Origin of the sequence: Anabaena sp. 4-3, from assembly GCF_001597745.1 — a bacterium.
Lineage (GTDB): Bacteria > Cyanobacteriota > Cyanobacteriia > Cyanobacteriales > Nostocaceae > Trichormus.
Map to the genome: position 1 here is coordinate 149,581 of NZ_LUHJ01000049.1, position 26,274 is coordinate 175,854.

Annotated in this window: 22 protein-coding genes; 10 read left to right on the top strand and 12 right to left on the bottom strand. The window is 42.5% G+C overall.

What is annotated here, in order from left to right:
* Window positions 1-51: 51 nt before the first annotated feature.
* A complete protein-coding gene (gene sigC, locus A3775_RS13710; protein ID WP_066384668.1) occupies window positions 52-1,302 on the top strand; it encodes an RNA polymerase sigma factor SigC in 1,251 nt (416 codons plus the stop codon).
* Between the two features lie 319 nt (window positions 1,303-1,621).
* Entirely contained in the window at window positions 1,622-2,077 is a 456-nt protein-coding gene (locus tag A3775_RS13715) for a Fur family transcriptional regulator (RefSeq protein ID WP_066384666.1), read from the top strand.
* A gap of 323 nt (window positions 2,078-2,400) precedes the next feature.
* Here A3775_RS13715 and cobN read toward each other — a convergent pair whose 3' ends face one another.
* Complete coding sequence (gene cobN / locus A3775_RS13720) at window positions 2,401-6,423, bottom strand: cobaltochelatase subunit CobN (RefSeq protein ID WP_066425402.1); 4,023 nt, start codon at window positions 6,421-6,423, stop codon at window positions 2,401-2,403.
* 92 nt (window positions 6,424-6,515) lie between these two features.
* On the opposite strand from cobN, the gene A3775_RS13725 reads away from it, so the two are divergent.
* Both A3775_RS13725 and A3775_RS13730 read left to right on the top strand, forming a co-directional pair.
* Window positions 6,516-8,480: a GAF domain-containing sensor histidine kinase gene (locus A3775_RS13725; protein ID WP_066425404.1), complete on the top strand. Its 1,965-nt coding sequence runs from the start codon at window positions 6,516-6,518 to the stop codon at window positions 8,478-8,480.
* A gap of 296 nt (window positions 8,481-8,776) precedes the next feature.
* Window positions 8,777-9,358: a hypothetical protein gene (locus tag A3775_RS13730; RefSeq protein WP_066425406.1), complete on the top strand. Its 582-nt coding sequence runs from the start codon at window positions 8,777-8,779 to the stop codon at window positions 9,356-9,358.
* Between the two features lie 9 nt (window positions 9,359-9,367).
* Here A3775_RS13730 and A3775_RS13735 read toward each other — a convergent pair whose 3' ends face one another.
* Entirely contained in the window at window positions 9,368-10,270 is a 903-nt protein-coding gene (locus A3775_RS13735; protein ID WP_066381812.1) for a hypothetical protein, read from the bottom strand.
* A gap of 112 nt (window positions 10,271-10,382) precedes the next feature.
* Between A3775_RS13735 and A3775_RS13740 the strand changes: the two genes are divergently transcribed.
* Window positions 10,383-11,294 (top strand): metallophosphoesterase, encoded by a 912-nt coding sequence (locus tag A3775_RS13740; protein ID WP_066381814.1) that lies wholly within the window; start codon window positions 10,383-10,385, stop codon window positions 11,292-11,294.
* Between the two features lie 418 nt (window positions 11,295-11,712).
* Here A3775_RS13740 and A3775_RS13745 read toward each other — a convergent pair whose 3' ends face one another.
* Window positions 11,713-12,186 carry a TspO/MBR family protein gene (locus tag A3775_RS13745; RefSeq protein ID WP_066381815.1) on the bottom strand — a complete coding sequence of 158 codons (474 nt, stop codon included), beginning with the start codon at window positions 12,184-12,186 and terminating at the stop codon, window positions 11,713-11,715.
* A 268-nt stretch (window positions 12,187-12,454) separates the two neighbouring features.
* On the opposite strand from A3775_RS13745, the gene A3775_RS13750 reads away from it, so the two are divergent.
* A complete protein-coding gene (locus A3775_RS13750; protein WP_082803745.1) occupies window positions 12,455-13,036 on the top strand; it encodes a DUF3611 family protein in 582 nt (193 codons plus the stop codon).
* A gap of 50 nt (window positions 13,037-13,086) precedes the next feature.
* Here A3775_RS13750 and murD read toward each other — a convergent pair whose 3' ends face one another.
* The 3 genes from murD to cutA form a co-directional block, all read right to left on the bottom strand.
* Window positions 13,087-14,466 (bottom strand): UDP-N-acetylmuramoyl-L-alanine--D-glutamate ligase, encoded by a 1,380-nt coding sequence (gene murD / locus A3775_RS13755; RefSeq protein ID WP_066425412.1) that lies wholly within the window; start codon window positions 14,464-14,466, stop codon window positions 13,087-13,089.
* An 84-nt stretch (window positions 14,467-14,550) separates the two neighbouring features.
* Window positions 14,551-16,704, bottom strand: a complete 2,154-nt coding sequence (glyS, locus tag A3775_RS13760) for a glycine--tRNA ligase subunit beta (protein WP_066425414.1) — start codon at window positions 16,702-16,704, stop codon at window positions 14,551-14,553.
* Window positions 16,705-16,908: 204 nt separating this feature from the next.
* Window positions 16,909-17,229, bottom strand: coding sequence for a divalent-cation tolerance protein CutA (cutA, locus tag A3775_RS13765; protein WP_066425418.1), 321 nt, complete (start codon window positions 17,227-17,229; stop codon window positions 16,909-16,911).
* A gap of 111 nt (window positions 17,230-17,340) precedes the next feature.
* On the opposite strand from cutA, the gene A3775_RS13770 reads away from it, so the two are divergent.
* The gene (locus tag A3775_RS13770) at window positions 17,341-18,117 is read left to right on the top strand and encodes a carbonic anhydrase (RefSeq protein ID WP_066425419.1); all 777 of its coding nucleotides are present in this window, start codon (window positions 17,341-17,343) and stop codon (window positions 18,115-18,117) included.
* 114 nt (window positions 18,118-18,231) lie between these two features.
* On the opposite strand, the gene A3775_RS13775 is transcribed toward A3775_RS13770, so the two are convergent.
* Window positions 18,232-19,668: a deoxyribodipyrimidine photo-lyase, 8-HDF type gene (locus A3775_RS13775; RefSeq protein ID WP_066425421.1), complete on the bottom strand. Its 1,437-nt coding sequence runs from the start codon at window positions 19,666-19,668 to the stop codon at window positions 18,232-18,234.
* A 177-nt stretch (window positions 19,669-19,845) separates the two neighbouring features.
* Between A3775_RS13775 and A3775_RS13780 the strand changes: the two genes are divergently transcribed.
* Complete coding sequence (locus A3775_RS13780) at window positions 19,846-20,403, top strand: cupin domain-containing protein (RefSeq protein WP_066381835.1); 558 nt, start codon at window positions 19,846-19,848, stop codon at window positions 20,401-20,403.
* Here the strand turns inward: A3775_RS13780 and A3775_RS13785 are convergent.
* Together A3775_RS13785 and A3775_RS13790 are read right to left on the bottom strand one after the other, a co-directional pair.
* Window positions 20,397-21,665, bottom strand: a complete 1,269-nt coding sequence (locus A3775_RS13785) for an ABC transporter substrate-binding protein (protein WP_066381868.1) — start codon at window positions 21,663-21,665, stop codon at window positions 20,397-20,399. The genes A3775_RS13780 and A3775_RS13785 overlap by 7 nt on opposite strands.
* 68 nt (window positions 21,666-21,733) lie before the next feature.
* Window positions 21,734-22,387, bottom strand: coding sequence for a glycosyltransferase family A protein (locus A3775_RS13790; protein WP_066381839.1), 654 nt, complete (start codon window positions 22,385-22,387; stop codon window positions 21,734-21,736).
* Between the two features lie 90 nt (window positions 22,388-22,477).
* Here A3775_RS13790 and A3775_RS13795 point away from each other — a divergent pair, with 90 nt between their 5' ends.
* A complete protein-coding gene (locus A3775_RS13795) occupies window positions 22,478-22,978 on the top strand; it encodes a methyltransferase domain-containing protein (RefSeq protein ID WP_082803744.1) in 501 nt (166 codons plus the stop codon).
* Between the two features lie 70 nt (window positions 22,979-23,048).
* Here the strand turns inward: A3775_RS13795 and A3775_RS13800 are convergent, their stop codons facing one another.
* Entirely contained in the window at window positions 23,049-23,945 is an 897-nt protein-coding gene (locus A3775_RS13800; RefSeq protein ID WP_066381840.1) for an LD-carboxypeptidase, read from the bottom strand.
* 606 nt (window positions 23,946-24,551) lie between these two features.
* Between A3775_RS13800 and A3775_RS24275 the strand changes: the two genes are divergently transcribed.
* Window positions 24,552-24,710: a hypothetical protein gene (locus A3775_RS24275; RefSeq protein WP_156481634.1), complete on the top strand. Its 159-nt coding sequence runs from the start codon at window positions 24,552-24,554 to the stop codon at window positions 24,708-24,710.
* Between the two features lie 57 nt (window positions 24,711-24,767).
* Here the strand turns inward: A3775_RS24275 and A3775_RS13805 are convergent, their stop codons facing one another.
* Both A3775_RS13805 and A3775_RS24675 read right to left on the bottom strand, forming a co-directional pair.
* The gene (locus A3775_RS13805; protein WP_066381842.1) at window positions 24,768-25,013 is read right to left on the bottom strand and encodes a hypothetical protein; all 246 of its coding nucleotides are present in this window, start codon (window positions 25,011-25,013) and stop codon (window positions 24,768-24,770) included.
* A gap of 146 nt (window positions 25,014-25,159) precedes the next feature.
* A partial coding sequence (locus tag A3775_RS24675; protein ID WP_304439291.1) for a calcium-binding protein occupies window positions 25,160-26,274 on the bottom strand: 1,115 nt, incomplete at its 5' end.

Here is a 26,274-nt window from a genome sequence, read left to right on the forward strand (position 1 = left end):
GTTAAATAGCTGACCGCAATCTATTGTTACCTGGAGCCATAGAGACGATTTATGCCAGCAACATCTTTTTACGCAGATGCCGCCTACAACACCCAAAAATCCAGCCAGGTTTTAGATCCTGATCTGACAGTTGATGACAGTGAGTTATCCGTGGATGATCTCCATGATTTGGAAATAGCTGCTGCTGATCCTCATAACTTGTCTGCCAATACTAACCGTCGTAGTACAGATTTAGTACGTCTATACCTTCAGGAAATAGGCCGGGTGCGGTTGTTAGGAAGGGATGAAGAAGTTTCCGAGGCACAAAAAGTCCAGCGATACCTGCGATTGCGGACAGTGCTGGCAAATGCCGCCAAACAAGGAGATGCTATAGCAGCCCCTTATCTTCATTTGATTGAAGTGCAAGAACGTTTGGCATCAGAATTAGGACACCGCCCTTCATTGGAACGGTGGGCGAAGACAGCCGGGATCAATATCTCGGAACTGAAACCGATTTTGTCAGACGGTAAGCGTCGTTGGGCAGAAATTGCCAAGATGACTGTAGAAGAATTGGAAAAAATACAGTCCAATGGACTGCAAGCCAAAGAACACATGATTAAGGCGAATTTACGCTTGGTTGTGTCTGTGGCCAAAAAATATCAAAATCGTGGATTGGAATTATTAGATTTAGTTCAAGAAGGAACTCTGGGCTTAGAACGGGCTGTAGAAAAATTTGATCCGACTAAAGGATATCGTTTTAGCACCTATGCTTACTGGTGGATTCGTCAGGGTATTACCAGAGCGATCGCAACTTCTAGCCGTACAATTCGCCTGCCTGTTCACATCACAGAAAAACTTAACAAAATTAAAAAAGCTCAACGTAAAATCGCTCAAGAAAAAGGACGTACTCCTACTTTAGAAGACTTGGCTCTTGAATTAGATATGACACCCAGCCAAGTGCGAGAAGTTTTGTTAAGAGTTCCTCGTTCTGTTTCTTTAGAAACTAAAGTCGGTAAAGATAAAGACACCGAATTAGGCGAATTATTAGAAACCGATAGCGTCACACCTGAAGAAATGTTAATGCGAGAATCTCTACAAAGAGACTTGCAAAATTTGTTAGCCGATTTAACCAGCCGTGAACGTGATGTCATTTTAATGCGGTTTGGATTAGCAGATGGTCATCCTTACTCGTTAGCAGAAATTGGCCGCGCCCTTGATTTATCAAGGGAACGAGTCCGTCAAATTGAATCCAAAGCTTTACAAAAACTGCGCCAACCTAAGCGGCGTAACCTCATCCGCGACTATTTAGAGTCTCTGAGTTAAATGTGATAGTCATAGTCAATAGTCAATAGTTAATAGTGAACAAAATCTATACTAGAGATTGTTGACTCTGGACTATTTGCTCCGAAAAACTCAATTGATCCCCACTTTTAACTGCTATCTATTGCTGATTAGAAACTTTGGCAATTAATGATAGCTATGTTTTTCTAGTGAATGGCTGGATATGTATTGCCGATGGGGATCACATTACTTATTTTTTTTTCAAAATTTAATAATTATTCTCAATAAGCAACGATTGTTGCAAATAGGATGAAATATTTGCTATATTCTCAATTAATAGGCTTTGTTGAGAAAAATTAGTATGACTGTCTATACAACTTCTTCATTAAAGGCAGAATTAAACGAGAGAGGCTGGCGTTTAACTCCCCAAAGAGAGACAATTTTACACATTTTTCAAGAACTTCCTCAAGGCGAACATCTCAGTGCTGAGGATCTTTATCAACGCTTAGAAAGCGATGGTGAAGGAATTAGCCTCTCAACCATCTATCGGACTTTAAAGTTGATGGCGCGGATGGGTATCTTGCGGGAACTTGAATTAGGTGAAGGACATAAACATTATGAAATCAACCAGCCTTACCCCCATCATCACCATCACCTGATTTGTGTGAAATGCAACGCGACGATTGAGTTCAAAAATGACTCAATTTTAAAAATTGGGGCTAAAACTGCTCAAAAAGAAGGATTTCACCTGCTTGACTGTCAAATGACAATCCATGCAGTATGTCCCAAGTGCCAACGGGCTTTGATGCCACTGTAGCACTTGGGTAGGTAAATCAAGGAAATTACTCAAATCAATCTATAAATAGGATATTGAGCGATTTCTCTAGGGTGGTTAATCGGAGGTACGCAACCTGTTCAGGATTTATATTGGCAATACCGAAGCGGGTGCTAAAAGCGTCCGCTTCTGATTTGACACTCCTCGTCCTAAAGTCCGAGGATTCTTGGTTCAGTCAATGAGACTAATACCATAGAATTCTTGAGCTTGCTGAATGGCTTTTTTGGTGTCTTCTGCCATGATCCCATTTCATGGGCCTTTATAAGCGGAAGCTAGATGCAAATACGCGATATTATCCATACCACTTATTTTTCTTCAATGCGGGCTTCAGCTTGATGTACTATGTTCCGTAAGTTTTCTAATGTTGGTATATTTACATCCTGCCATAAACCGCGTTTGTGTGCCTCTAATAATCTTTCAGAGATATCACGCAGGGCATGGGGATTTTTCTCCAGGATAAATTCTGAAACTACGGGATCAAGTAAGTAAGCCTCCATGACACCTTGATACATATAATCTTCTACACATCTGGCTGTGGCATCGTAGGCAAATAAAAAATCTACGGTTGCTGACATTTCAAACGCGCCCTTGTAGCCGTGGCGCATCATGCCGCTAATCCACTTAGGATTTACCACACGAGAACGATACACCCTTGTTATTTCTTCTTGAAGTTGGCGGATGCGTGGTTGAGCCGGAAGCGAATGATCACCAAAATAAGCTTCTGGATTTTTTCCTTGGATAGAACGCACCGCCGCCATTAAACCACCCTGAAATTGATAATAATCATCGGAATCAAGTAAGTCATGCTCACGGTTGTCTTGATTGTGTAGCACAATTTGCATTTGTGCTAATCGCTGGGTGAAGGCTTCGGGGGCGGAGATTGTTGACTGTTGATTGTTGACGGTTGACTGTTGACGGTTGACGGTTGACTGCTGACTGTTGACTGTTGACTGTTGACCGGAGGAATTTTGAATTTTGAATTTTGAATTTTGAATTCCTGTATAGGCGTAGGAACTCCAGTTAATGTAGGCGTTGGCTAGGTCTTGGTCATTTTGCCAGTTTTGTGATTCAATTAAGCCTTGTAGGCCAGCACCGTAAGCACCTGGTTTAGAGCCAAAAATACGATAGCGCGATCGCTCCAAGGCTGCTTCTAAACTTAACCCTTGTTGCATCCACAAATCAGTATCTTGCCTAACTTGCACTGCTAATGGGTTCTGCTCTGGTGGTTCATCTAAGGCGGCGACTGCATTAACGGCTTGCTCAAATAAATCGATTAAGTTGGGAAAAGCATCACGGAAAAATCCCGAAATGCGTAATGTGACATCGACACGGGGTCTTCCTAAAATGCTGAGGGGTAAAATTTCTAAATCTACAACCCGCCTAGCTGCACCATCCCATACAGGACGCACACCCAACAAGGCTAACGCCTCGGCGATGTCATCACCACCTGTCCGCATTGTTGCTGTTCCCCACACAGATAAGCCTAGTGTTTTAGGATACTCGCCATGCTCTTGGGTGTAGCGTTCTATGAGGTTTTCGGCGGCTTTTCTGCCGACATCCCAGGCGGTTTCTGTGGGAATGGCGCGAATATCCACAGCGTAAAAGTTTCTGCCGGTGGGTAAAACTTCCGGTCGTCCCCGTGTGGGTGCGCCTGATGGTGCGCTGGGGATGTATTTTCCATCTAGTCCGTTGAGGAGGTTGGTAATTTCTGTTTGGGTTTGTTGTAATGCGGGGAGGAGTTTAATGTTAATCCAATTGAGGAAATCAGGGAGTGGGGATTGGGGGTTGGCTATGAGTTGTTCTACTAATGAGGCGGCGTGTTCTTCTAGGACGGTGACAGCATCGCCTACGGTACGACAGGGATTTGGGGTTTTGTGGGCTAAAATTTGGCGATCGCCTGCTGATAACTCGCTGCTAAAATCGCTGGTGAGGGGGTCGCACTCTAAACCCCAAGCATCGGCTAAAACCCTGGTGATACCTGGAGAATAGCGGTTAGGGATGCGGGCGATCGCCACAATTAAATCTCGGAGTTGTCTACCTTGGGGACATTGCCCAAAAATATGTAAACCATCACGTATTTGTGCTTCTTTTAATTCACACAGATAACCATCCAGTGAATTTAAAATTAAAGCTTCAAAATTCAAAATGTCTTTCTCATCCTTAATCCCTAAATCTTTGTAAAGATTTTCTTTGATCACTAATTCCCGGATGCGATCGCGAATAGCTGGTAATCGAGACGGATCTAAACTTTCCGCTTCATAATACTCATCAATTAAATTTTCCACCTGTTGCAAAGCCCCATACAATTCCGCGCGGGTCATCGGTGGCGTAAGATGATCGATAATCACCGCCTGGGCGCGACGCTTGGCTTGAGAACCTTCACCGGGGTCATTGACAATAAAAGGGTAAAGGTGAGGCATTGCCCCAAAAGCTACTTCTGGATAACAATTACTAGACAATGCCAAACTCTTACCGGGTAGCCATTCTAAATTGCCATGTTTCCCTACATGAACAATGGCATCAGCCCCGAAACATTCCCGCACCCAATAATAAAAAGCTAAATAAGCATGGGTAGGCTCTAAATCTGGTGCATGATAATTCAAACTAGGGTCAAGATCATAACCCCGTGATGGCTGAATACCCACAAAGACGTTACCGAGTTGAATACCGGGAATGGGGACTCTTGACTGGGGATTGGGGAATGGGGACTCTTGACTGGGGACTCTTGACTGGGGAAAAGAGTCTTGATTGCTCCCCTGCTCAATATCTCCCCAACGTTGATTAATTCCTTGCTGCACTGCTGCGGGTAAGGAAGCGAAATATTTTTGATACTTGACAAATGATAAACTTTGTTGTACTAGTCGCCAGTCTCTACCTTCTGGGTCGTTGGTGACACCAGATGTTAAACGTGCAATTAATTCATCGCTGTTATCAGGGGGATTTTCGACTATGTACCCAGCCGACTGCAAAGCTTTGAGGATTTCGATACAACTGGCTGGGGTGTCTAGTCCGACACCGTTGGCTAAACGTCCGTCACGGTTGGGGTAATTAGCTAAGATGAGGGCTATTTTCCGGTCTTGGGGGGGTTTATGACGCAGTTTGACCCAATTAGCGGCTAATTGAGCCACAAATTCAATGCGATCGCTCACTGGTTCATAAACTACCACATCTGTTTCTAAGTCAGGATTGCGGGTTTGTACTGCCTTAAAGGAGACAGCACGGCTAATTATCCGCCCATCTACCTCTGGTAATGCCACATTCATGGCGATGTCACGGGGAGAAAGTCCGTTTAACTGTGCTTCCCACTGTTCCAAAAATCCGCCACTGAGAATTACCTGTAAAACTGGTACATCTAATTTTTCCCACAGTTGAGTTTGGGGTGATTCTGTGTCTAAACGGGCTAGGGAAAAACTGGTGGTATTGAGTAACAAGCCGATTTGTTCTGAGTCTTTCGGCTGGAAAAACTCACATAATTCTACCTGCACATCAGGATCACGTAAGGAAGAAATAAACACTGGTACAGGCTGTAAGTTTCTTTGCGCTAAAGCCGTACATAGTGCATCAATTACCTTAGTGTTTCCTGCCAAGTAGTGGGCGCGATAGAATAATATACCCACTTTGGGGCATGGGGCATGGGGCATTGGGCATTGGGCATTGGATTGTTCTTCCCCTGCCTCCCCTGCTTCATTGTCCCTAGTCTCTAGCAATTCTTTAATTTTGAATTTTGTAGGCTTGCCTTCCCGTAGGGTATTTTGAATTTTGAATTGATTTGTCCCAATTCCCCAGTCATACAACCCCACACGCGGAACTGGTTGCGCTGGTGGTGGGTTATATGCAGTTGCTAGGCAGGTATCAGAAATAAATTTCAGGGCGTTAACAGCATTTTCTACGCCGCCTTCGTGGAAATATTGCCATATTTGGTTAACAGTAGCCACTGGCAAGGTAGACTGAGACATTAGTTCAGGATCTAGAGCATCGTCTCCTGGCATTACAATTAAGTTTGTACCAGTACGTTGCACAATTTCCTGCACTACTTCTAAACCGTAACTCCAATATGAACGTCCTCCCAATAGGCGTAAGATAATTACCTGGGCAAGTTCTAATACTTGTTCGCTATAGGTATCTATACTAATCTGCTGCTGCAATAGCAACAAATTAGCCACTCTTAATCCCGGAAATGTTGCTGGTAATTTGGGGAATGCAGCCGCCAAGGTTTGAATGTCAGTATCAGCAGCCGTAATAAATACCACCGGAGCAGGAGTTTGTTCCAGAAAAATTACACCTTCTGACTGATTCCATCCGACCGATGTGCTATTTATTCGGTGCATATCCTTAATTACCGCCTTAAATTATTAGTTAGAACTAAATTTAAATTATTATTTCAGCCCAGCATCCAACCCCTCTTACCAGATATTTGAAAATGCTTAGTTCTCCTGATTTGAGCTTTTCTCGAAACTTGTCTTCAGTTGTGTTTAATCAACTTGGGGAACTGTTGCAGCAAATGGCTCAATCATCAGAAACTGCTGCTTTGGTTCTCACAGAAGCTGTTTTGTCACGGATTCGCATACCTGGGGAGTGGGAAAGACAAAGGTTTACTTTGGTGGTGTCTGAGGGATTTAGTGCGCTGTTGCTAGGAGAACAAGACGAGATGAGTCTCTGGGAAGAATTGACTCCTGTTACCCCAGACTCAACCCATGTTACAGGAGTTTACAGCAATCAAGACTCCATACTCAATACTAAGTTAACTTTTCATGCAGAGGCGATCGCCTCGTTTATCTGGAAATTGAAGGATTTGTTTGGGCGTGATTCGGATACTTACCAACATCTGGAACGTTATCACCAAATTATCAGCCCTAATAATGCTACGCTACAAAGTCAATTTTCGTTGTTGTTATTAGAATTTCTGTTACCACAACCACAAGCAGAATTAACAACGTCTACAGTTGATACTATTCCTGAAGTTTATGCCTGTCAAGCAGTAGAAGATGCTTTAAAAAAACAAATTGCTCAAGAGAGACTGCTGAATCAGGTAACAACCCAAATCCGCAAAAGCCTAGATTTGTCTGTAATCATGACAACGGCGATCGCTAAGGTAAGGGAGTTTTTAGAGTTAGACCGATTAGTAATATATAAATTTCAAGGGTCACGAGTCAATCGGCAAAACTCCCAGTCATCTGTAAGCGCAGATTATCAAATCAAGGGGGGTTGTATAGTCTATGAGGCTCGTGCTACAGATGCGATTAAGTCTGTGCTACATTTTCAAGAAAAAGCTTGCTTTGCTAGAAATTCTCCATGTTGGGAGAAATATCGTCAAGGCTTTACTTTAGTTGTCGATGATGTAGAACAAACTTACGCTCTAGAAGAGTGTTTGTTGAATTTTTTACGAGAAAGTCAAGTTAGGGCAAAATTAGCAGCACCGATTATGTTTGAAGATAAACTATGGGGGTTGCTAATTGCTCATCAATGTTACAGCCCTCGTCAGTGGAATGAAAGCGATAAAATTTTACTGATTTCAATAGCTGAACAATTAGCGATCGCCATTCATCAATCAGAATTAATGCGATCGCTTACCCAAGAAAAACAAACTCTGGAACAACGAGTTATTGAAAGAACAATGGCTTTACGTGATGCTTTACTAGCGGCGGAAGCTGCAAGTCGTGTCCGCAGCGAATTTCTAGCCACTATCAGCCACGAATTACTCACGCCTTTAACTTATGTAATTGGGATGTCATCTACTTTGTTACGTTGGCCTTTGGGTGAATTGAGTCAACGACAACGGGATTATTTACAAACTATCCACGATAGCGGCGAACATTTATTAGAAATGATTAATGATATCCTCGATTTGTCACAAATTGAGGCTGGGAAAGCTGTTTTAAATATTACAGATTTCTCTTTAGCCAACATAGCAGAGAATACGATAGAATCATTACTGGATAAAGCGAAAAGTGAGCAAGTTAGTCTCAAGCTAGATTTACAAATTGACCCAAGACGCGATCGCTTCACTGCTGATGCTCCACGGGTAGAACAAATCCTTTGGAATCTTTTGACTAATGCAATTAAATTTACCCCCGAAGGCGGTAGCGTAACTTTGCGTTTGTGGGTAGAAGATGACACCGCTATTTTTCAAATTGAAGATACTGGTATTGGTATTCCTGAAAATCAATTACCATTACTATTTGAAAAATTTCAGCAACTCGATACACCCTACCGCCGTCGCTACGAAGGTACAGGGCTGGGTTTAGCATTAACTAAACAATTGGTGGAACTGCACCGGGGTCGAATTGAAGTAGAATCCACAGTGGGTATTGGCTCAATTTTTACCGTCTGGATACCGTTTCAAAAGGGAATGAGTAAGGGCGGGTTGAACAGTGAAAATCTGTAGTCAACTAATTCTTCATCAATCTGCCCGGACTTTAGTCCTGATGCTAAACCAACCTCGCTAATACTTCAGGGTATTCTCAAAATCAATAAAAATTTAAGGATAGTTTGTATACTCTTGCAATATGCTGTGAGTAGGTGATTGCAATTTGAATGTAGTGCAACAACGCAATTGCAAGGCTTGGGAAAACTTTACTATTATTTACATAATCAGGTTTATTTATGCCCACATAATTATATAGTTGGTGCCTGATATTAATACTATGACTTTGATTTGATCAGGTTGGGAGCAAGAGGAAAATGAGTATATTAAAAGCTAAACAGCTATCTCAAATAGTTTCTGTGAGTGTAGTTGCTACATTCGCTGTAAATTTTGATATGAAACCTACTCAAGCCGCAATTTTTCAATATCACTACTCTGGTGTAGTTACCGAAGTTTATGGCGAGGGTGAAGAATTACCACCTAATTTTGAGATATTAGGCTTTCGTGAGGGCGACTCAATTAGTGGCAGCTACGGCTATGATGATACGGTAGCTTTAGGCTCAAACATTTTTCCTTTGACTGAGTTTACTTTAAAAAAAGGCTCAAATGTCATTCAAAGTTTAACTAATTTCCTCGGTGTCCCAGGCCAAGGTACGATAAATTTAAATACTGGAGAGATAAGTATAAATGGGGCAGAAGGATATTTTGTCCCAGGATATATTTCTATCAATCAAGATACTTTATGGTACGGAGTTCACGGTGTAGCTGTGAGGGCTAGCTTTAATCGATCTTCTGCAACACCTATTCACTCTATCCCAGAACCTTCTTATACGCTGTCATTAATTGCTTTCGGTATGACAACTATATTCTGGCGTTATCAACATTTTGCTAAACGTTAGTTATTTCACCTAACGTTGAAAAATAATCATCTCAGTACCGACAACGGGGTTGCGCCCTACTAACCTATCTTGAGTGTCAATAATTTCTAAATGGGCAAAATCTAATTCTTGTGAACGCTGTAAGATTTCAGCAGCGAGTTGATTTTGTGCGGACGCTTTGAGATTGTACCAGTCATCATTAATTTTCACAGTTAAACTGCTGGTACGAAAGTTAGCTTGAATTGATTGTATTAGTCCAGAAGCAACTTTATCACTAATTTCTGCCACTTGATTTTCAATGGCTGCTATTAAAGTTTGTTCTGGGGTTAACTCTAATTTAGGTGTGGGTTCTGGCTTTGGCGTTGGTGTGGGCGTTGGTGTGGGCGTTGGTGTGGGTTCTGGTGTGGGTTCTGGTGTGGGTTCTACTTCAGGTGGTGGGGGAATTTGCGCTGCTGGTGGTGGTGTGATTTCCTCTGGTGGTTGTGGTTCGGGTAATGTTGGTTCTGGTGGAGTAGTAATTGTTGGTGTGGGGGTGGGGGTGGGAACTTCTTCCACTGGGGGAACTGTGGCTATTTCTGGGGGTTTATTGCTCAAGACAGTTGCAGTTGTCCACAGGATAACCACGGCGATGCTAGCAATGATGCCTGTCAATGCTGTATCCGTCAACTTTGTAGACACGTTGGATGGTAAAAAAGGACGGACTTGCTTAAGTAAAAATCTACTCCATCTTGAAGGGAGCGATGGGCGCAGCCCCGCTTCTGCTTCTGTACCCGGTGGCGGTGCTGTCTCTAATTTCTCTACAGTTGCTTCTAATACTCCTATCGTTCCCCTCAGCAGTTGAATAATTTTCGCCTTCCAAATAGGTTGATTTCTCAACTCATTTGTCGGTTCCGGTTGATTAGCTGGGGATTTAGGGGTATTGTCTTGTGACATGGAACTTTCACCAAAACCAGAAAATCACAGTTAAATAACTGCCCCTAATGTATCACTTCATGGTTAATTGCTTGGGCTAAACTGACTATTTAATCATTGCATTTGGTTAATTATGAAACTCAACCGCCGCCAATTCTTATTTTTAAGCAGTCTCTCTACCCTGGCTACTGGTGTCTTAGCTGGGACAATCACTCGTCAACATGACAAAATTAACTTGGTTGACTTAGCAACCGCTACCACACCAGCTAAAAAAGATTTATTACTACGATTTGTATCTGTGGCTGACACCGGAACGGGAGCCAAAGGACAGTATGCTGTAGCTAGGGCGATGAAGCTTTATCACCAGCGCAATCCTTATGATTTGGTAGTGTTAGCGGGCGATAATATTTACAACAACGGCGAAATTGAAAAAGTTAATGCTGTATTTGAGCGTCCCTATCAACATTTACTTCAGCAAGGTGTGAAGTTTCACGCTTGTTTAGGTAATCATGATATTCGGACTGATAATGGTAATCCACAGGTCAAATATCCTGGCTTTAATATGAATGGTCAGAGGTATTATACTTTTCGTCGCGGGGGTGTGCAATTTTTCGCTTTGGATACTAACAATAATGCCGATTGGAAAAAGCAAATTCTTTGGTTAGAAACAGAATTAAGTCTTAGTAATGCTCCTTGGAAGGTGGTATTTGGACATCACCCAATTTATTCATCTGGTGTCTACGGTAGTAGTCAATCTTTTATTAAAACCTTTACGCCGTTATTTAAAAAATATGGTGTGCAATTATATATTAATGGTCATGAGCATAGTTATGAACGGACTCGCTCTATTGATGGGACTACTTATTTAATTTGTGGTGCGGGTGCTGGTAATCGTCCTGTGGGGCGTTCCGTTTGGAGTGAGTATTCTACCAGTAATTTAAGTTTTGCTGCTTATGAGGTTTATTCTGATAGAATTGAGGTATGTGGTATTGGTACTAATCATCGGGTTTTTGATCGGGGTGTGATTCGGGTTAGAGATTTTTAAACGCGGAGGGGCGCGGAGGAAACGCGGAGGGGCGCGGAGGTTTGAGGAGTGTTTGGGGGTGAGGTTATTTCAAATTAGATATTAGGCTTTGTATAAAGATGAAAATTATTAGGGCTACGCTGCTTAGTAGGGAAATACTCAGGGTAATTAGAACGGGTATATTCATTGCTTGAATTATGGCGATCGCTCCTAGACTGAAAAGTATTGCAGCTATGAAACTTATACAACTGATCAGATTTTTATTCAAAGTCTACCCCTCTGGTTTATTTATTCATTCTCAATTTACTAATAAATTATTAGTCTGAGTAAATGCTGTAAAGGGAGTTACTTAAATTTGAATCAAATTGTTTGCTAGCAATTACAAAGCTATATACTATTTGAAATTTATTAATTATTGTTGTTAAATATGGCAAGAAGTTTAAGCATCTTGAGGATTTAGCTTTATCATTTGCCAAGTGGTATATGTGCCGATGGGACTCCAAAGTAAGTAAGGTACTAATAATAGTGTCGCCCAACCTGAAACGGTTAAGACGGCGATCGCTAAAATAATACAGATGGTAAAACCTGTACCACCAAGAAGTGTTCCTACCTGAAGACTGCGAATCCGAAACATTACAGGGGTATATGCAATTGTGACAATTTCTAAGAGTAGGTATAATCCCATCAGTAACCAAGTTTTATTACTGTCTGGATCGGTTTCCCAAACAATATAAGCTGACCAAGCTCCACAAGTAAAGATGGTAATCCAAATTAAGGGAATCGCTGACTCAAAGGTTAGCCATCTCGGTCTACGCAAGCGTTTGAACCACTGGCGATCGCTGGGTGTAATCCAGTTAGCTGCTAAAGCTACTAAAATAGCCACCCCCCCAATCACCATCCAAGATTTTATCATGCCCCCGTTTCCTTGCGATCGCTACCTACGACTGAAGTATGAGTGTTGATGTACAAATTTTGTCAGTTGACGGCTGTTTCCCCATCAATCTTAAGTGGGAAATTGGGCTGATGGTATCGGGCATGAAGTTTTTCCCCTCCGCTTCCTCCGCTTCCTCTGCTTTTCCCTCTTTCAACTGTGGCGACTTATGTCTGTAGGTGGGGGTAGAAGCACAGAATTACTCATATCTTTGGGTTAGGGGAGAAGGCTAATTGAGATGAATAAAAATATGCAAGCAGAATCACAAACAGAAACGGGGTTAGTCCATACTACGCCCAAGCTGCATGACATTGCTAAAACGATTCGTACCACAGGCAGGATTGCCTTTTGGGTACAGTTGACACTGGCGGTAGTTACTGCCTTAGCTTTGCTGTTCGCTGCTACTGGGCGGGACTTTGCAGATCGACAAACTTCAGGTTTAGGAGTGGGAATATTTTGGGCGATCGCTGGATTACTCGCCTTATTTTTTAGTGTATACTGGGATTATCGCTATAGTCGCATTGGTAAACTGCTAGACAATCCTAACCCCACCCTGCACCCTAGCAAAGCAGATACAACCAGAGCGATTCGATTGGGAATTCTAGCTAGTTTAATCGGAATTCTACTAACCCTCTTAGGTGCTGGCGCAACCCTAGCAGTATTAACAGCCAAAGTTGTCTCCCAACCCCCAGGAGTAGCCATCATCGATCCCAACAAAATTATCCGCGCCTTAGATGTCTTCGTCATGGTAGCAAACATCAACGGTATAGCCGCCCACTTCATCGGTGCAGTTTCCTCAATGTGGCTACTAGAAAAAGTCCACCAACACTAAAATTAAATCTTCTCCGCGCCCCTTTGCGTTTCCTCCGCGCCCCTTTGCGTTTAACTCCTCTCCCCTCTCACCCACTCCCAACACAATCGCCGAAAATCCTCTCCCCGCACCTCAAAATTCGGGTACTGATCAAAACTTGCACAAGCCGGAGATAACAACACCACAGAAGCGTGATGCTGCTTCGCTAACTCCGCCCCCCTGGGTACAGCCCTCGCCATAGTTTCCACAACTTCATAACTACTATAACCCACCGCTTCTAAACGCTCGGCAAAAGCGGAAGCTGCCGCACCAATCAACAACACAGCCGCCGCCTTACTTTGAATACTTGCCAACCAAGCTGTATCATCCCCTGGTTTCGCTTCACCACCAGCAATTAACACCACAGGACTATTCACAGATGCTAGCCCGACTTCCGCCGCGTCATAGTTCGTAGCTTTGCTATCATTAATAAAGTCTATACCTTCCCAAGTGCAGATATGCTCTAACCGATGACTAACACCGGGGAATTCTCGCACGGCTTTGTCTATCGCTGCTGGTGCAATTCCCGCCAAACGTGCTGCACCTACAGCCATGAGTAAGTTCTGTAAGTTATGGCTTCCCACCATCCGCAATGCTGAAGCTTGTATAATTCTTTGTGGTGTAGAGTCGGGTTGTAATTTTTCTACAAGCCAACCATCTTCTATATAAAAGCCTTTCTCACTGACTAGAAAATCTTTCCCTTTCACACTTGTCCAGTAAGCGTCAGGCCAGTGACTTACACCAACTTGATGCAGATAAGCATCATCACCGTTGAATATCTGCAAGTCTGACTGATTTAATAGTTTAGCTTTGATGTTGTAGTAATTTTCTAAAGTTTTGTGTCGAGCCAGATGATCTGGTGTAAATGTTGTCCAAATACCGATGCGAGGAGCGAGAGAAACAGAAGACTCTATCTGATAGCTGCTAATTTCTCCAATCACCCAGTCTGGTTGTTTTTCTGCTAAAGCTACTTCACAGGCAGCATAACCAATGTTACCACAGGCAGGGGCATCAAATCCGGCGGCTTGAAAAATGGCAGCGACTAAGGCGGTGGTGGTGGTTTTGCCGTTAGTACCTGTGATTGTTACCCAAGGAAGCGATCGCAAATGTCGCCAAGCTAGTTCCATCTCGCCAATTGTTTCTATCCCCATACTTCGCGCTTGCACTAATACGGGAATATCCCAAGGTACACCGGGACTAACCACAATTAAATCGGGGACATCCGCACCGTCTAATTGTAGTGCATATCCCAGTTTAACTGTGATGTCTTCCTGAGCAAGTTCTTGTTGTTGGGCGAGGAGGGTTTCGGAGGTGTTGCGATCGCCTAGCACTACCTCCCAACCTTCCCGTTTCAACAATCTCGCCGCAGCAATACCGGACTTTCCTAATCCAATGATCTGAGCTTTGGACATAGACTGTGGCAGAGTTCCCTGGTTAAGCAATCATCATAGTATCGCTTCTTGGCAAAAATTACACCTGTTTTTTGTTGCTTTATATTACAAATTTTTGACGATCGCCCCAAAGTCAGCTAGTACACGGGCATGATTTCGCAATAATCCCAGTAAATTCAAGCGATTGCGCTTAATTTCTGGATTTGGATCCATGACTAAAACGCTATCTGCACCATCAAAGAAGTTACTCACTGTCGGCGCAATATCGGCTAGTGCGGCTACTAACAGTTGATAATTGCGTGATGCTTGTGCGGCTTGAGTTTGGGGGACTAGCTGCACTAAGGCTGCATAGAAAGCTGATTCTGATGACTTTTGGAATAGTTCGGGACGGACTACAGTTGTAGGATCTAGCTGTTGGGTGTCTAAATCACCTTGGGCGGCTAGACGTGTAGAACGGTTGACGGTTTCGTAGATTTTATCGAGTGTACCATCTTGGCGGATTTGTTGCAAGTATAAGGCGCGATCGCGTACATCTAGTAAATCCTGCAATGCCCGTTCTGTATATTCTGGGTCATTATCTCCCAAAACTGCGTTGACTAAATCATAGTCAATCTGCTTTTCTTCTTGCAACAAGGTGCGAATTCGTTGTAAGAAAAAGTCTTGTAAAGCGGTGGTTAAAGATTTCGCATCTTTATTATATGTTGCTGTAAAATCGGCGATGATTTGACCCAATAGCTGTGATAAATTTATTGGTAAATTTGCCGCCCAAGTAATGTTAATTACCGCATTTGCCGCCCGACGCAATGCAAAGGGGTCAGAAGAACCAGAGGGAATTAAACCTAAGCCAAAGATACTGACTAAAGTATCTAATCTATCTGCTAAACCAACAACTTGACCTGTGAGGGTGTTCGGTAAACTAGCACCTGCACCTGTAGGTAAATAATGTTGAACAATTGCCGTTGCCACTTCGGCATCTTCGCCACTGGCGACAGCGTATTTTTCTCCCATAATGCCTTGCAATTCTGGGAATTCATACACCATCTGGCTGACTAAATCAGCTTTACATAATAAAGCAGCCCGGTGGATTTTCTGGCTTTTATCTGACTCTAATTGTAATTGGTTAGAGATATAATCAGCGATTTTGACTATTCTATCTACCTTGGCACGTAATGAACCTAATTCTTCTTGGAAAGTAACAGTTTCTAATTGAGGTAAATAGCTTTCTAAGGGTTTAGCTAAATCAGATTCATAGAAAAATCTGCCATCAGCTAATCTGGCACGAATCACCCTTTCATTACCTACAGCAATAATGTCTGATTTTGTGGGGTTGCCGTTAGAAACTGTGATAAAATTAGGTAGTAATTTTTCCTGTTCTGCACCATCTTGGAATACAGGGAAATAACGCTGGTGAGTCACCATAACTTCTGTAATTACTTCTGTGGGTAATTGCAAAAATTCCGGTTCAAATTTACCGACGACGGCGGAAGGATATTCTACTAAATTGGTGACTTCTTCTAACAAGTCGGGGTAAATGACTGTCGAACCGCCAGAGGTTTGGGCAGCTGTGGTTACTTGGTCTTGAATTTTCTCGGCGCGTGTTTCTGGGTCAACGATAACATAAGCATCATTGAGGGTGTCTACATAACTTGTAGCTTGGGGAATGGTGACAGGTGAGGGATGTAAAACGCGATGACCATAGGAGATGCGATCGCTGATAATAGTTTTAGAACCATTCTCTAGTGTAATTGGGAGAATTTCCGCATCTAACAAAGCCACTAGCCAACGAATGGGACGAGAAAAGCGCATATCTCCATCACCCCAACGCATCAAGCGTTTACCTTCTAGCTTAAAAATCCATTGCGGTACAAGTTCCGTGAGAATTTCCGCCACAGGACGACCGGGGGTTTTTTTCTGGACAAATACAAAATCGCCTTTGTCAGTGGGACGCATTTCTAAAGCTGCAATGTCCACACCTTGCTTTTTAGCAAAACCTAAAGCGGCTGGGGTGGGTTGACCATCTTTAAAAGCCGCTTGGGCGGGTGGGCCTTTGATTTCTTCTTCCCGGTCTGGTTGCTGGGATGGTAAACCTGTAATTAGTACCGCCAAACGCCGGGGAGTACCGTAAACTGCTACAGATTCACTGCTGAGGCTATGATCTGCTAAACTTTGAGGGATGAGCGATCGCCATTGTTCCATAGCATCGCTGAGAAAGTTTGCAGGTAGTTCTTCTGTACCAACTTCTAATAAAAATGCCGGCATAGGACTCTGTTTTTAACTTTGCGTAGCTTAACGTTATTGGTCAATTCCAACAGTTTACCTCGCCACAAGGCTGACGTGACGTAGGTCGGCTCAAAAGCAAGTTTCAAAAACTTGTAGAGACGTTGCATGCAACGTCTCTACATATTTCCCCATTCCCTGCCTTGCGGCACGCTGCGCGAATGTAGGGAATGGGGCAAAGGGGGGTTAGGTCTGTCTAGAGGAATTAGTTTCAATCCAAGCGGCGTAAGGTGCATAGATGTGTTCTAATGCCAAGGCGTGAATCGCTGGTAGTTCGTAAGAGTGGAGTTTTCTGATTGCATCCTCAACGGCTTGGTAGTTTGCCTCAGTGGTTTTGAAAAGTATGCGAAACTCCTTTTCGTTCTGAACTGCGTCATTCCAAACGTAGAAGCTTTCAATCTCGGAAATTTGGGCGCAAGCGGCTAGTTTTTGTTCTACCAAAGTGCGGGCTATGTGTTGCGCTTCGGCGAGACTGCCAATAGTTGTGACAACGGCGATGTAATTCATCTGTATAAAAATGCAAACTTCCCCGTGAGACTATCTTACTGGATACCGATGCGGAGTATGATATTTTGACGCATCCCGTAATTTGGGTATTTACCGTCAGTTAATTGTATTATGTACAGACGACATTTACTAAAATATCTGGGAGCTAGTGCATTAGGAGGTGCGATCGCCTATAGTAGATCATTCCCAGCATCAGCTACCACTTTAGATCAAATTCACTGGGGTTATATTGGCGCAGCTAGTCCCGAACATTGGGGAGAACTATCTCCAGATTTTCAACTGTGCCAAACCGGAAGACAACAAACACCAATTAATCTTGAAGATACAACTGTAACTGAATCAGAAGCCCTAATTTTCAATTATCACCCCACACCACTGAAAATTATTAACAACGGTCATAGCATACAAGTAAACTACACACCGGGTAGTGCTTTGACATTTAAGGGTGAAAGCTTTAACTTGCTTCAGTTTCACTTTCATCATCCCAGCGAACACCAAATTACTGGACAACCTTTTGACTTAGAAATCCATTTAGTACATCGTAGTCAAGCTGGTAAGTTAGCCGTTGTCGGGATATTTGCTCAAACAGGCACATTTAACCCAGTTTTGCAAAGTATTTGGGATGTCATGCCTATTCAGCCACAACCTGAACAAATCACGGCTAATACCAGCATCAATGTTAGCCAATTATTGCCGAGCGATCGCAGTTTTTATGAGTATCGCGGTTCTCTCACCACTCCACCCTGTTCTGAGGATGTACTGTGGTTCGTCATGCAGCAACCCATAGAAGCATCGAAACAACAAATACAACAATTCGCCGCCCTTTTCCCCCACAATTCCCGCCCCCTTCAACCACTCAATAGCCGCACTGTACTGCATTCGAGTTAAAATAGTGATTGGGGACTGGAAGGGACTGGGGACTGGGTGAAGGATTCTTTAATTTTGAATTTTGTAGGCTTGCCTTCCCGTAGGGTATTTTGAATTTTGAATTGATTTGTCTCCCTACTTCTCTCCCTTTTGCTGTTGATAACGCAACTTAAATAGCCGTTGTTGTTTTTGATGATCAACTATCGGTTGAGGATAGCCCACAGCACGACGTTCTAAGGGTGTAATTTTACCCGTAACTAAAAATTCCGTATCTATAGACCGCAATTCTGGCAACCAAAAGCGGATATACTCAGCATCAGGATCAAATTTTTGCGCTTGACTGGCTGGGTTAAAAATCCGCACAGGTTTAGGATCCATTCCACTAGATGCACTCCATTGCCAACCGCCATTGTTCGCAGATAAATCACCGTCAATTAGCTTCTGCATAAAATATTTTTCTCCCCACTGAGGATTAATTAACAAGTCTTTGGTGAGGAAACTTGCAACTATCATCCGACAACGGTTGTGCATCCAGCCAATTTCATTCAACTGGCGCATGGCTGCATCAACGATGGGATAACCGGTTTTACCTTCACACCAAGCCTGAAAATGTGCTTCGTTATTTACCCACGGGAAATTTTTAAAGATATCGCGGTAAGCACCATCAGCTAGTTCGGGGAAGTGATACATCGCGTGTTGATAAAATTCCCGCCAAGCTAGTTCTTGTTGATATGTGCGGATGCTGGCGATCGCTTCTTCGCTATTGCAATTTTCTAATAGTTCTGTTGTCGCTTGCCAAACTGTGCGGATTCCGATTATACCAAATTTTAACGCCGCACTCAATTGTGATGTGCCATCAACAGCAGGAAAATTACGCTGTTCTTGGTATTCTGTAATGGCTTTGGCGGTAAATTCCTCTAGTTTTGCTTGGGCTGCTGCTTCCCCTGGCGCAATTATCAAGTCTGCATCCCAAACAAATCCTAAGTCTTTGGCTGTCGGTAAAGCTTTAACACCTGCTTGTTTAGCTAATTTTTGTTCTTTTTCGGTTAGCCCTTCCGCATTTTGCAGAGTTGCGACTGGTTGCGCCTTGGGTTTGCTAACCCAATTTTTCCAGAAGGGGGTGTAAACAGTGTAAGGTGTATTGTTACCTGAGTAAATTTCTGCTGGTGAGTGGAGAATTTGATCCCAGTTGTCGGTGAGAAATGCGATACCTTTGGCCTTTAAGGTTTCTATGATAGCGCGATCGCGTGTTTGCGAATATGGTTCAACATCCCAATTCCAAAACACAGCCTTAGCTTGCAACATCTCGGCTAAAGCAGGAATCACCTCTACAGGTTCACCATGCAGGATTAATAACTGACTTCCCGCTTCTGCATATCGCTGTTGTAATGCTTGCAAACAGCCAATCATGTAAGTCACTCTAGCCGGTGCAACATCATCTCGTTCTAAAATATTAGGATCAAGACAAAACACACCCGCCACTTTAGAACTTTGCTCTCTTGCCAAAGCTAAACCTGTATTATCAGCAATGCGTAAATCGCGACGATGCCAAAACAAAATTAAGTCAGACATTGGAGTTTTATATATAGTTCACTCGTACTAGCTTAAACTCTACTAGCACTATTTAATGTAGCTAAGGCTTTTTTGATACGGTTCAGTAATACAACTCCAGTAACCCTATCGGAAATAGTGGATTATTGAGTCAAAGTTATGTATACTCTTGTTAAGAGTAAATTTAATGTTTCTGTCATGGCAACCTTGTTACTGGAAGACGGCACAATAGAGAGCGAGTTACCAGAAATAGTTCGAGAACTTGAAGCTCTTGGTATCTATTTAAAACACTACGACCCAGGAACATCGTTGCTATTTCCCGACCTGTTAGGGCAGGAGTTATTGACAGATGGCGAGAAGCACCATATTGTAGATTTGCATAACAGTGTGTTGGAATTTCTCCAACAGGAAAACGGCTCTCTGTGGTGTGATTTGTTGAATGTGCATCCAGGGTTGCCAAATCTCGACACATTCATCACTACTTATAGTCAGTATCACACTCACACCGCCCCTGAATCATTATATGTGTTGGCTGGAGAAATGATTTTTGGTTTTGTGAAACCAGACGGTAGCCAAATACAACTGTTAGTTGAGTCTCAAGATTATCTGCACATCCCGCCTGGGGTAGAACATTGGTGCAGTCCCACTGCTTCACTACATTGCAAAGCAGTACGCTATTTCAGCACCGCCGATGGTTGGCTTCCCAATTATACAGGCACTCAGTTGAGTGATTCTATGAACAAGCCCGGCTACTGATTCCAAATTAATTCTAACCGTTCTTGTGCTGTTTTGAGAGCCTTTTCGGGAGACTCACCTAATAACGTGGCTTCAATTGCTCGACCTAGACTATCAGATAGGCGACTATATCCCGCAATTATCGGTCGAGAACCCGCTACAGACATCTGTTCTGTAAATACTTTTAATACTGGTTGTTTGCTGATGAATTGCTGATAAGCTTCACTTTGAGTAGCTTTGATATTCACTGGTAAAAAACCCGTGCCGATACTCCATTCTGTTTGGAATTCTTCACTCAACACATATTCCAAAAACTTGAGTGCAGCTTGTTCTCTGGCTGGCGTAGTTTTCATCAAATACATCACGCCCGTAGCTGTCACTGTCGCCCGTCCATCTTTTGCAGGTATGGGAAACACATCATAATCAACGTTAGATTTCATGATATATGTCCAAGGCCCTGTAATTTGCATCGCCACTCGACCAGAAATAAAAGCGTCCTCTTCATAACCGCGTTCTGGCACAGAAAGGGTTGCAGAACCATCTTTCATCAAGTCGTTCCAGAATTGCAAAGCATTAATAGCTTCTTGGTTTGTCAAATTGGGTTTATTATCTGTTACTATCTCGCCCCCAGCACTCAATAAAAAAGGAAACCAACTAAACACAGTCCATTCTTGCTTTCCTAAAGGTAGTAACATTCCATACTGTTCAGGTCTGTTATCACCATTGCGGTCAATAGTCAGCTTTTTAGCAACTTGCCTTAATTCTTCCCAAGTCTGAGGCGTTTGTGTAATTCCCGCAGCTTGGAACAGCTTTGGTCTGTAAAAAATACCGAGATTGGCAGTACATAGGGGAATTGACCAAATATGGTCATCTAACTGCAATTCTTCCCATAAGTTGGGAAGGACTTCCGACTTCAACGGTAATTTGTCTAACCATTCATCTAAAGGTTGAATTGCTCCTAATTCGGCAAACTGGCCTGTAGTTTGTGGGTCATAAGCCAGAATATCTGGAGCCGCATTACCCACAACAGCTGTTAAGATTTTCGGCAATTGTGGTTGACCGATAAAGATAGAATCAACCTGAATATCGGTGTGAGTTTGATTAAATTTGTCTACTAATCTGTTAAACACATCCCGATTCACAGGGGGATTGATTGATTGCCATAGTTTGACATGAATTACTTTGTCATCCTGCTGATTTATCCCCTGACAACCAGTTAAAAATATGAGACATATACTCAGAACAATCCCCAGCAGTGATAACCGCCTAGCTAAATTGAGCATCTGACCAAAAAAAATCGGAATTTTGGAGGGAAACAGGGTAAAGTTCATGCTAATTAGTTATTTTTACCTTACCTATAGTTATTAGTAAAATTCTTACTTACACTACTTTCTGCTCTTGTATAAACATAAGTTTCTGGTTCTTTGATTTTTTGTGTTTTGAATATTTTTTCGGCTCGTTCCCATAAATCTGTGTCTTCTCCATAAGCCATGTGATTAAATCCCTGTAATTCAAAGAATACCTTTCTTTTTCCAAAAAATGTAGCACCTAAAACACATTCTCGCAAATCAATGAGTTTTTCTGGCTGATAATAATCTGCAACTAAAATTTCTTCTTCGCTAAAAACTCCCCCTTGAATCAAGTCAATTTCTGGATGAGCTTTCATATATGCTAACCGTGGTTCTAAATGATTTGGTTTATATGAATCATCACTATCAAGGAAGGTGAGATATTTGCCGAAAGATGCCTGAATACCGGCGTTTTTAGCGTAACATTGTTTTTTATTTTGATGTTTTAGATAACGGATATTATTGTATTTAGCTAGATATGGATTGACAATTTCAACGGTATTATCACTGCTGCCATCATCCACTATCAATAGTTCCCAATTTGTAAAAGTTTGATTCAGGACGCTATCAATGCATTTATTTAAGTAACGAGCGCGGTTATATGTACAGATGATAATGCTGATTTCTGGGCTGATGTCAAAAGCAATAGGACTCATAATGTGTTATTTGCAGATACAAGATAGGTTATTAGCAGAGATGCTCAAGAAGCAAAACACACTTTTGATATTATCATAATTTGCTGGAAAATGAACTATTTCAATACGTTGTTACTAATTACAGATCATGCTCAAGGTCGGGTTTTAGATTTTGGTGGTGGAATTGGGACGCATACCCTTGGTACAGCAATGTATCCACAGGTTGAGCAGGTTGTATATTGTGATATTAATCCGATTAATCGTGATTTGGTTAAATATCGGGCTGAACAGTTGGGGTTAAGTGAAAAAATTGTGTTTTGTCAAGAGTTGCCTGATAAAGAAACTTTTGACACTATTATTTTTATTTCTTTTGATGTTTTAGAACATTTGCCAGACCCTAGCCAGCAGTTATTAAAGTTTCATCAAGCTCTAAAAGATGAGGGTAAAATTATCATGAATTGGTGTTTCTTTAAAAGTTATAATCAAGAGCATCCTTTTCATCTTGATGATCCTGATTTGGTAGAAGTTTTCTATCGTACCCTTCAAAGTCAGTTTTTAGAGATATTTCACCCTCACCAAATTACGGCTCGTTGCTACCGGAAGTTAGTTTAGTTGCATTGATTATGGCTGATGTTTAACTATTTTTGATTTTCAACAGCCATTGCAATTTTTCTAGATCAATTTATTGTTGAATTTCTAATATCCCTGCATTTGCATCTAAAGTGACTTGTATTCCAACGGGTAAAGCTGCATTCGGGCTATCATGACCAAAGGGTAAATCTGAAACTATGGGAATACCTAAATCAGATAAGCGATCGCGCAATACTTCCTCTACACTAAAACTAGGCAGGTGGGCTGGGGCTTCGCATTTAGTAAAGCCACCTAACGCAATACCTTTGACTTTTGCTAAAATCCCACTTAAACGCCATTGTGTCAGCATTCTATCAATGCGGTATGGTGCTTCGGTGACATCTTCTAAAGCTAAAATTACACCATCAAAGTTAGGTTGAATTGGTGTGCTTAAAAGATGGGTAGCCACTGTCAAATTTCCTGGGAGTAAAATCCCAGTAGCCACACCACCACCCCAACCGCATCCTTTCAGGGGTGGCAGGGTTTTTCCTTCTACCCAATCGAAAAGACGCTGAATTGACCAGTCTGGTTCATCAGCTAAGGTGGTTAATACAGGGCCATGTACACTAGATATACCTGCGTTGTAAAGACTCCATAATAAAGCGGTGATATCAGAAAAGCCAATCAGCCATTTAGGAGTGGAGTTTACTTGCCAATGCCAATTTTCTAAGATGCGAGTGCTACCAAAACCACCTCTAGCACAGAGAATACCACGACAGTCTGGGTCTTGCCAAGCGGCTGCTAATTGATATCGACGAAATTCATCTTTGTGGGCGAGATATCCCCAACGATGAGCAATATCAGGACTTACTTCTATACGATAACCGCGCGATCGCCAAATTTCTATACTTTGCTCAAAGGCTGCAAATTCTCGCAAAGCACCACTGGGGGCAATAACTCTTAGTAAATCTCCGGGTTTGAGAGGTTCAGGTAAGATAGTCGATTTCATTTATAATTCTGACAAAGTAAAAACTTAGAATAGCCGAGAGAAAACTTTATACCAAGTTTTCAATCGTAATATCCTACACTAAGTTGTCTTGTCAAATACCATGACTGATATCATGTCCGTTTGTCCGTTTGAATAGTTATCATATCTGTTGGGGTAGCTGATATCTTGCACCATTCTCAATAACCGTAGGGCGATGCACTGCCAACAACGTAAAAATCAGGGTTTGAGGGAATTTTTGGCATTGCCCACCGCCCTGTAATCGCAATAAAGCAACTGGTGCAAGATGTCAGGTAGGGAACTCTGAACAGGGAACAGGGAACAAGAAAAGATCAGCATCGAAAACTGATCACCAGTAATTAGCCGGACATGATATGATTTTTTAGCCCCACAAACGAAATTTTCAGCAGCTTGTAGAGACTAACCATGCTGATTGTCTACACCTGTGGTTTAATTAACCAAAAACTGCTGTAATCAGCGTGGGTGGGTTAACCGATGCTATGAACTGCATACTTGAGCAAAGATCAACTAATTTTCCTGGTACAATTGCTGTGCATACCTTGACACCAGCATAGACATTTTTGGGTAGAAGCTTTTGGTAACGAGGCTATTGAAGCGTTAGCCTGTGATGTACCGATGATAGCTGCTCGTCATGGTGGACTCACTGAAATTGTCCAAGATTCTCAAACCCCAATGGGCGATCGCATGGAGCAGTGGTTGAGAGATATTTTAACATCTGTGGCGAAACAACCAACTGTAAAATTATAAGAAAGATGGTCAGGGCATAACAGGCATGAAATCAGACACTATTGAAAACCGATAGAGTTAATCGGGTGAAGGTGTAGGTGTAGGTGTGGGTGTGGGTGTAGGTGTAGGTGTAGGTGTGGGTGTAGGTGTGGGTGTAGGTGTAGGTGTGGGTGTAGGTGTGGGTGTGGGTGTGGGTGTAGGTGTAGGTGTTTCTTGGGCAATTAAATCTGATTTTTGATTGACTGCTTGAGAACTGTAAACTACTAACCCTGTGAAAGCAGTTCCCAAAAACATTGCTACAGCAAGGGACACTAAATTTCTCATAAGTTACCTTTGGTGAGATGATGCTCATCTATTGTGAGCAATCTTGAAAGTCCCTATCTCTCTCTGACGATAGAAGCATGAGTTTTTAGTTCCGACAAAAGACAGTTACGGTAGAGGGCGATCGCTCCCTACCGTAAACTATTCAACTATGCAATCACTGTCATATTAATATTGCTCAGGACTGCGTTATTGGAGAGTTGAGCAATTCTGACTTGTGCTGTACCACCGAAACCATCGACATCAAAGAATAGATTACCTGTAGATTGGTCATAGATCAAGCGATCGCTTGCCGTGGTTGCAGTTGTCCCCAATCTGAATACACTCGCATCCAACACACCCAAGGCTTGACTTAAACCAAACTCCGCTTTGGAAAGGAGGATTTTGTCATCGGCAACATTGAAATCGGTGATGGTATCAAAATCACCAAACAGGGGAAGACTTAATTGGAAATTATCCTTACCAGCACCACCAGTTAAGGAATCACTACCACTACCACCGATGAGGGTATCGTCACCATCATTACCATGTAGGGTATCATTACCATTGTCACCGATCAGGCGATCGCTACCACCCAACCCAGAAAGCCAATCATTGCCATTACCGCCTGACAACACATTCGCCGCCGAGTTACCAATCAGGATATTATTACCACTGTTACCAGTACCGTTAATGGCATTACTTCCTGAAAGTGTTAAGTTTTCTAGGTGATTGCCCAATTGCCAACTGATAGTAGAGATAACTACATCTGTACCACCATTTGCCTCTTCAACGATGGTGTCTCCTGAATTATCTACAAAGTAAATATCATTGCCGCTACCACCTACCAAACTGTCTGCACCAGCACCACCATCTAGCCAATCGTTACCAGTGCCACCACGCAGGGTATCATTACCTAACTCGCCATACAGCTTGTCATTACCGTCTAAGCCGTCAATAATATCGTTGCTAGCTGTACCGTTGAGGGTTTCTGATGCTGATGTGCCAATATTCTGCTGAATGGGAGCAGGTAATTGATATTCTGCAACTAGGCCACCAAATCCGAATAAATTAGGCTTGCCACTGCCTGCAATGTTAAATGATACGGAACTGCTTCCTAGTTGGTATCTAAAGCTACGTACATCCTTGAGGTCATACAAAGCAGATTGCCCCCAATACTGTCTTAAATCTGCATGAAATACTGATAACTCAGACTTATCTATAAATCCGTTATCATCAGTATCTTCTCCAGTAAAGTAATTTAGACCAAATGGGTAAATTCCAG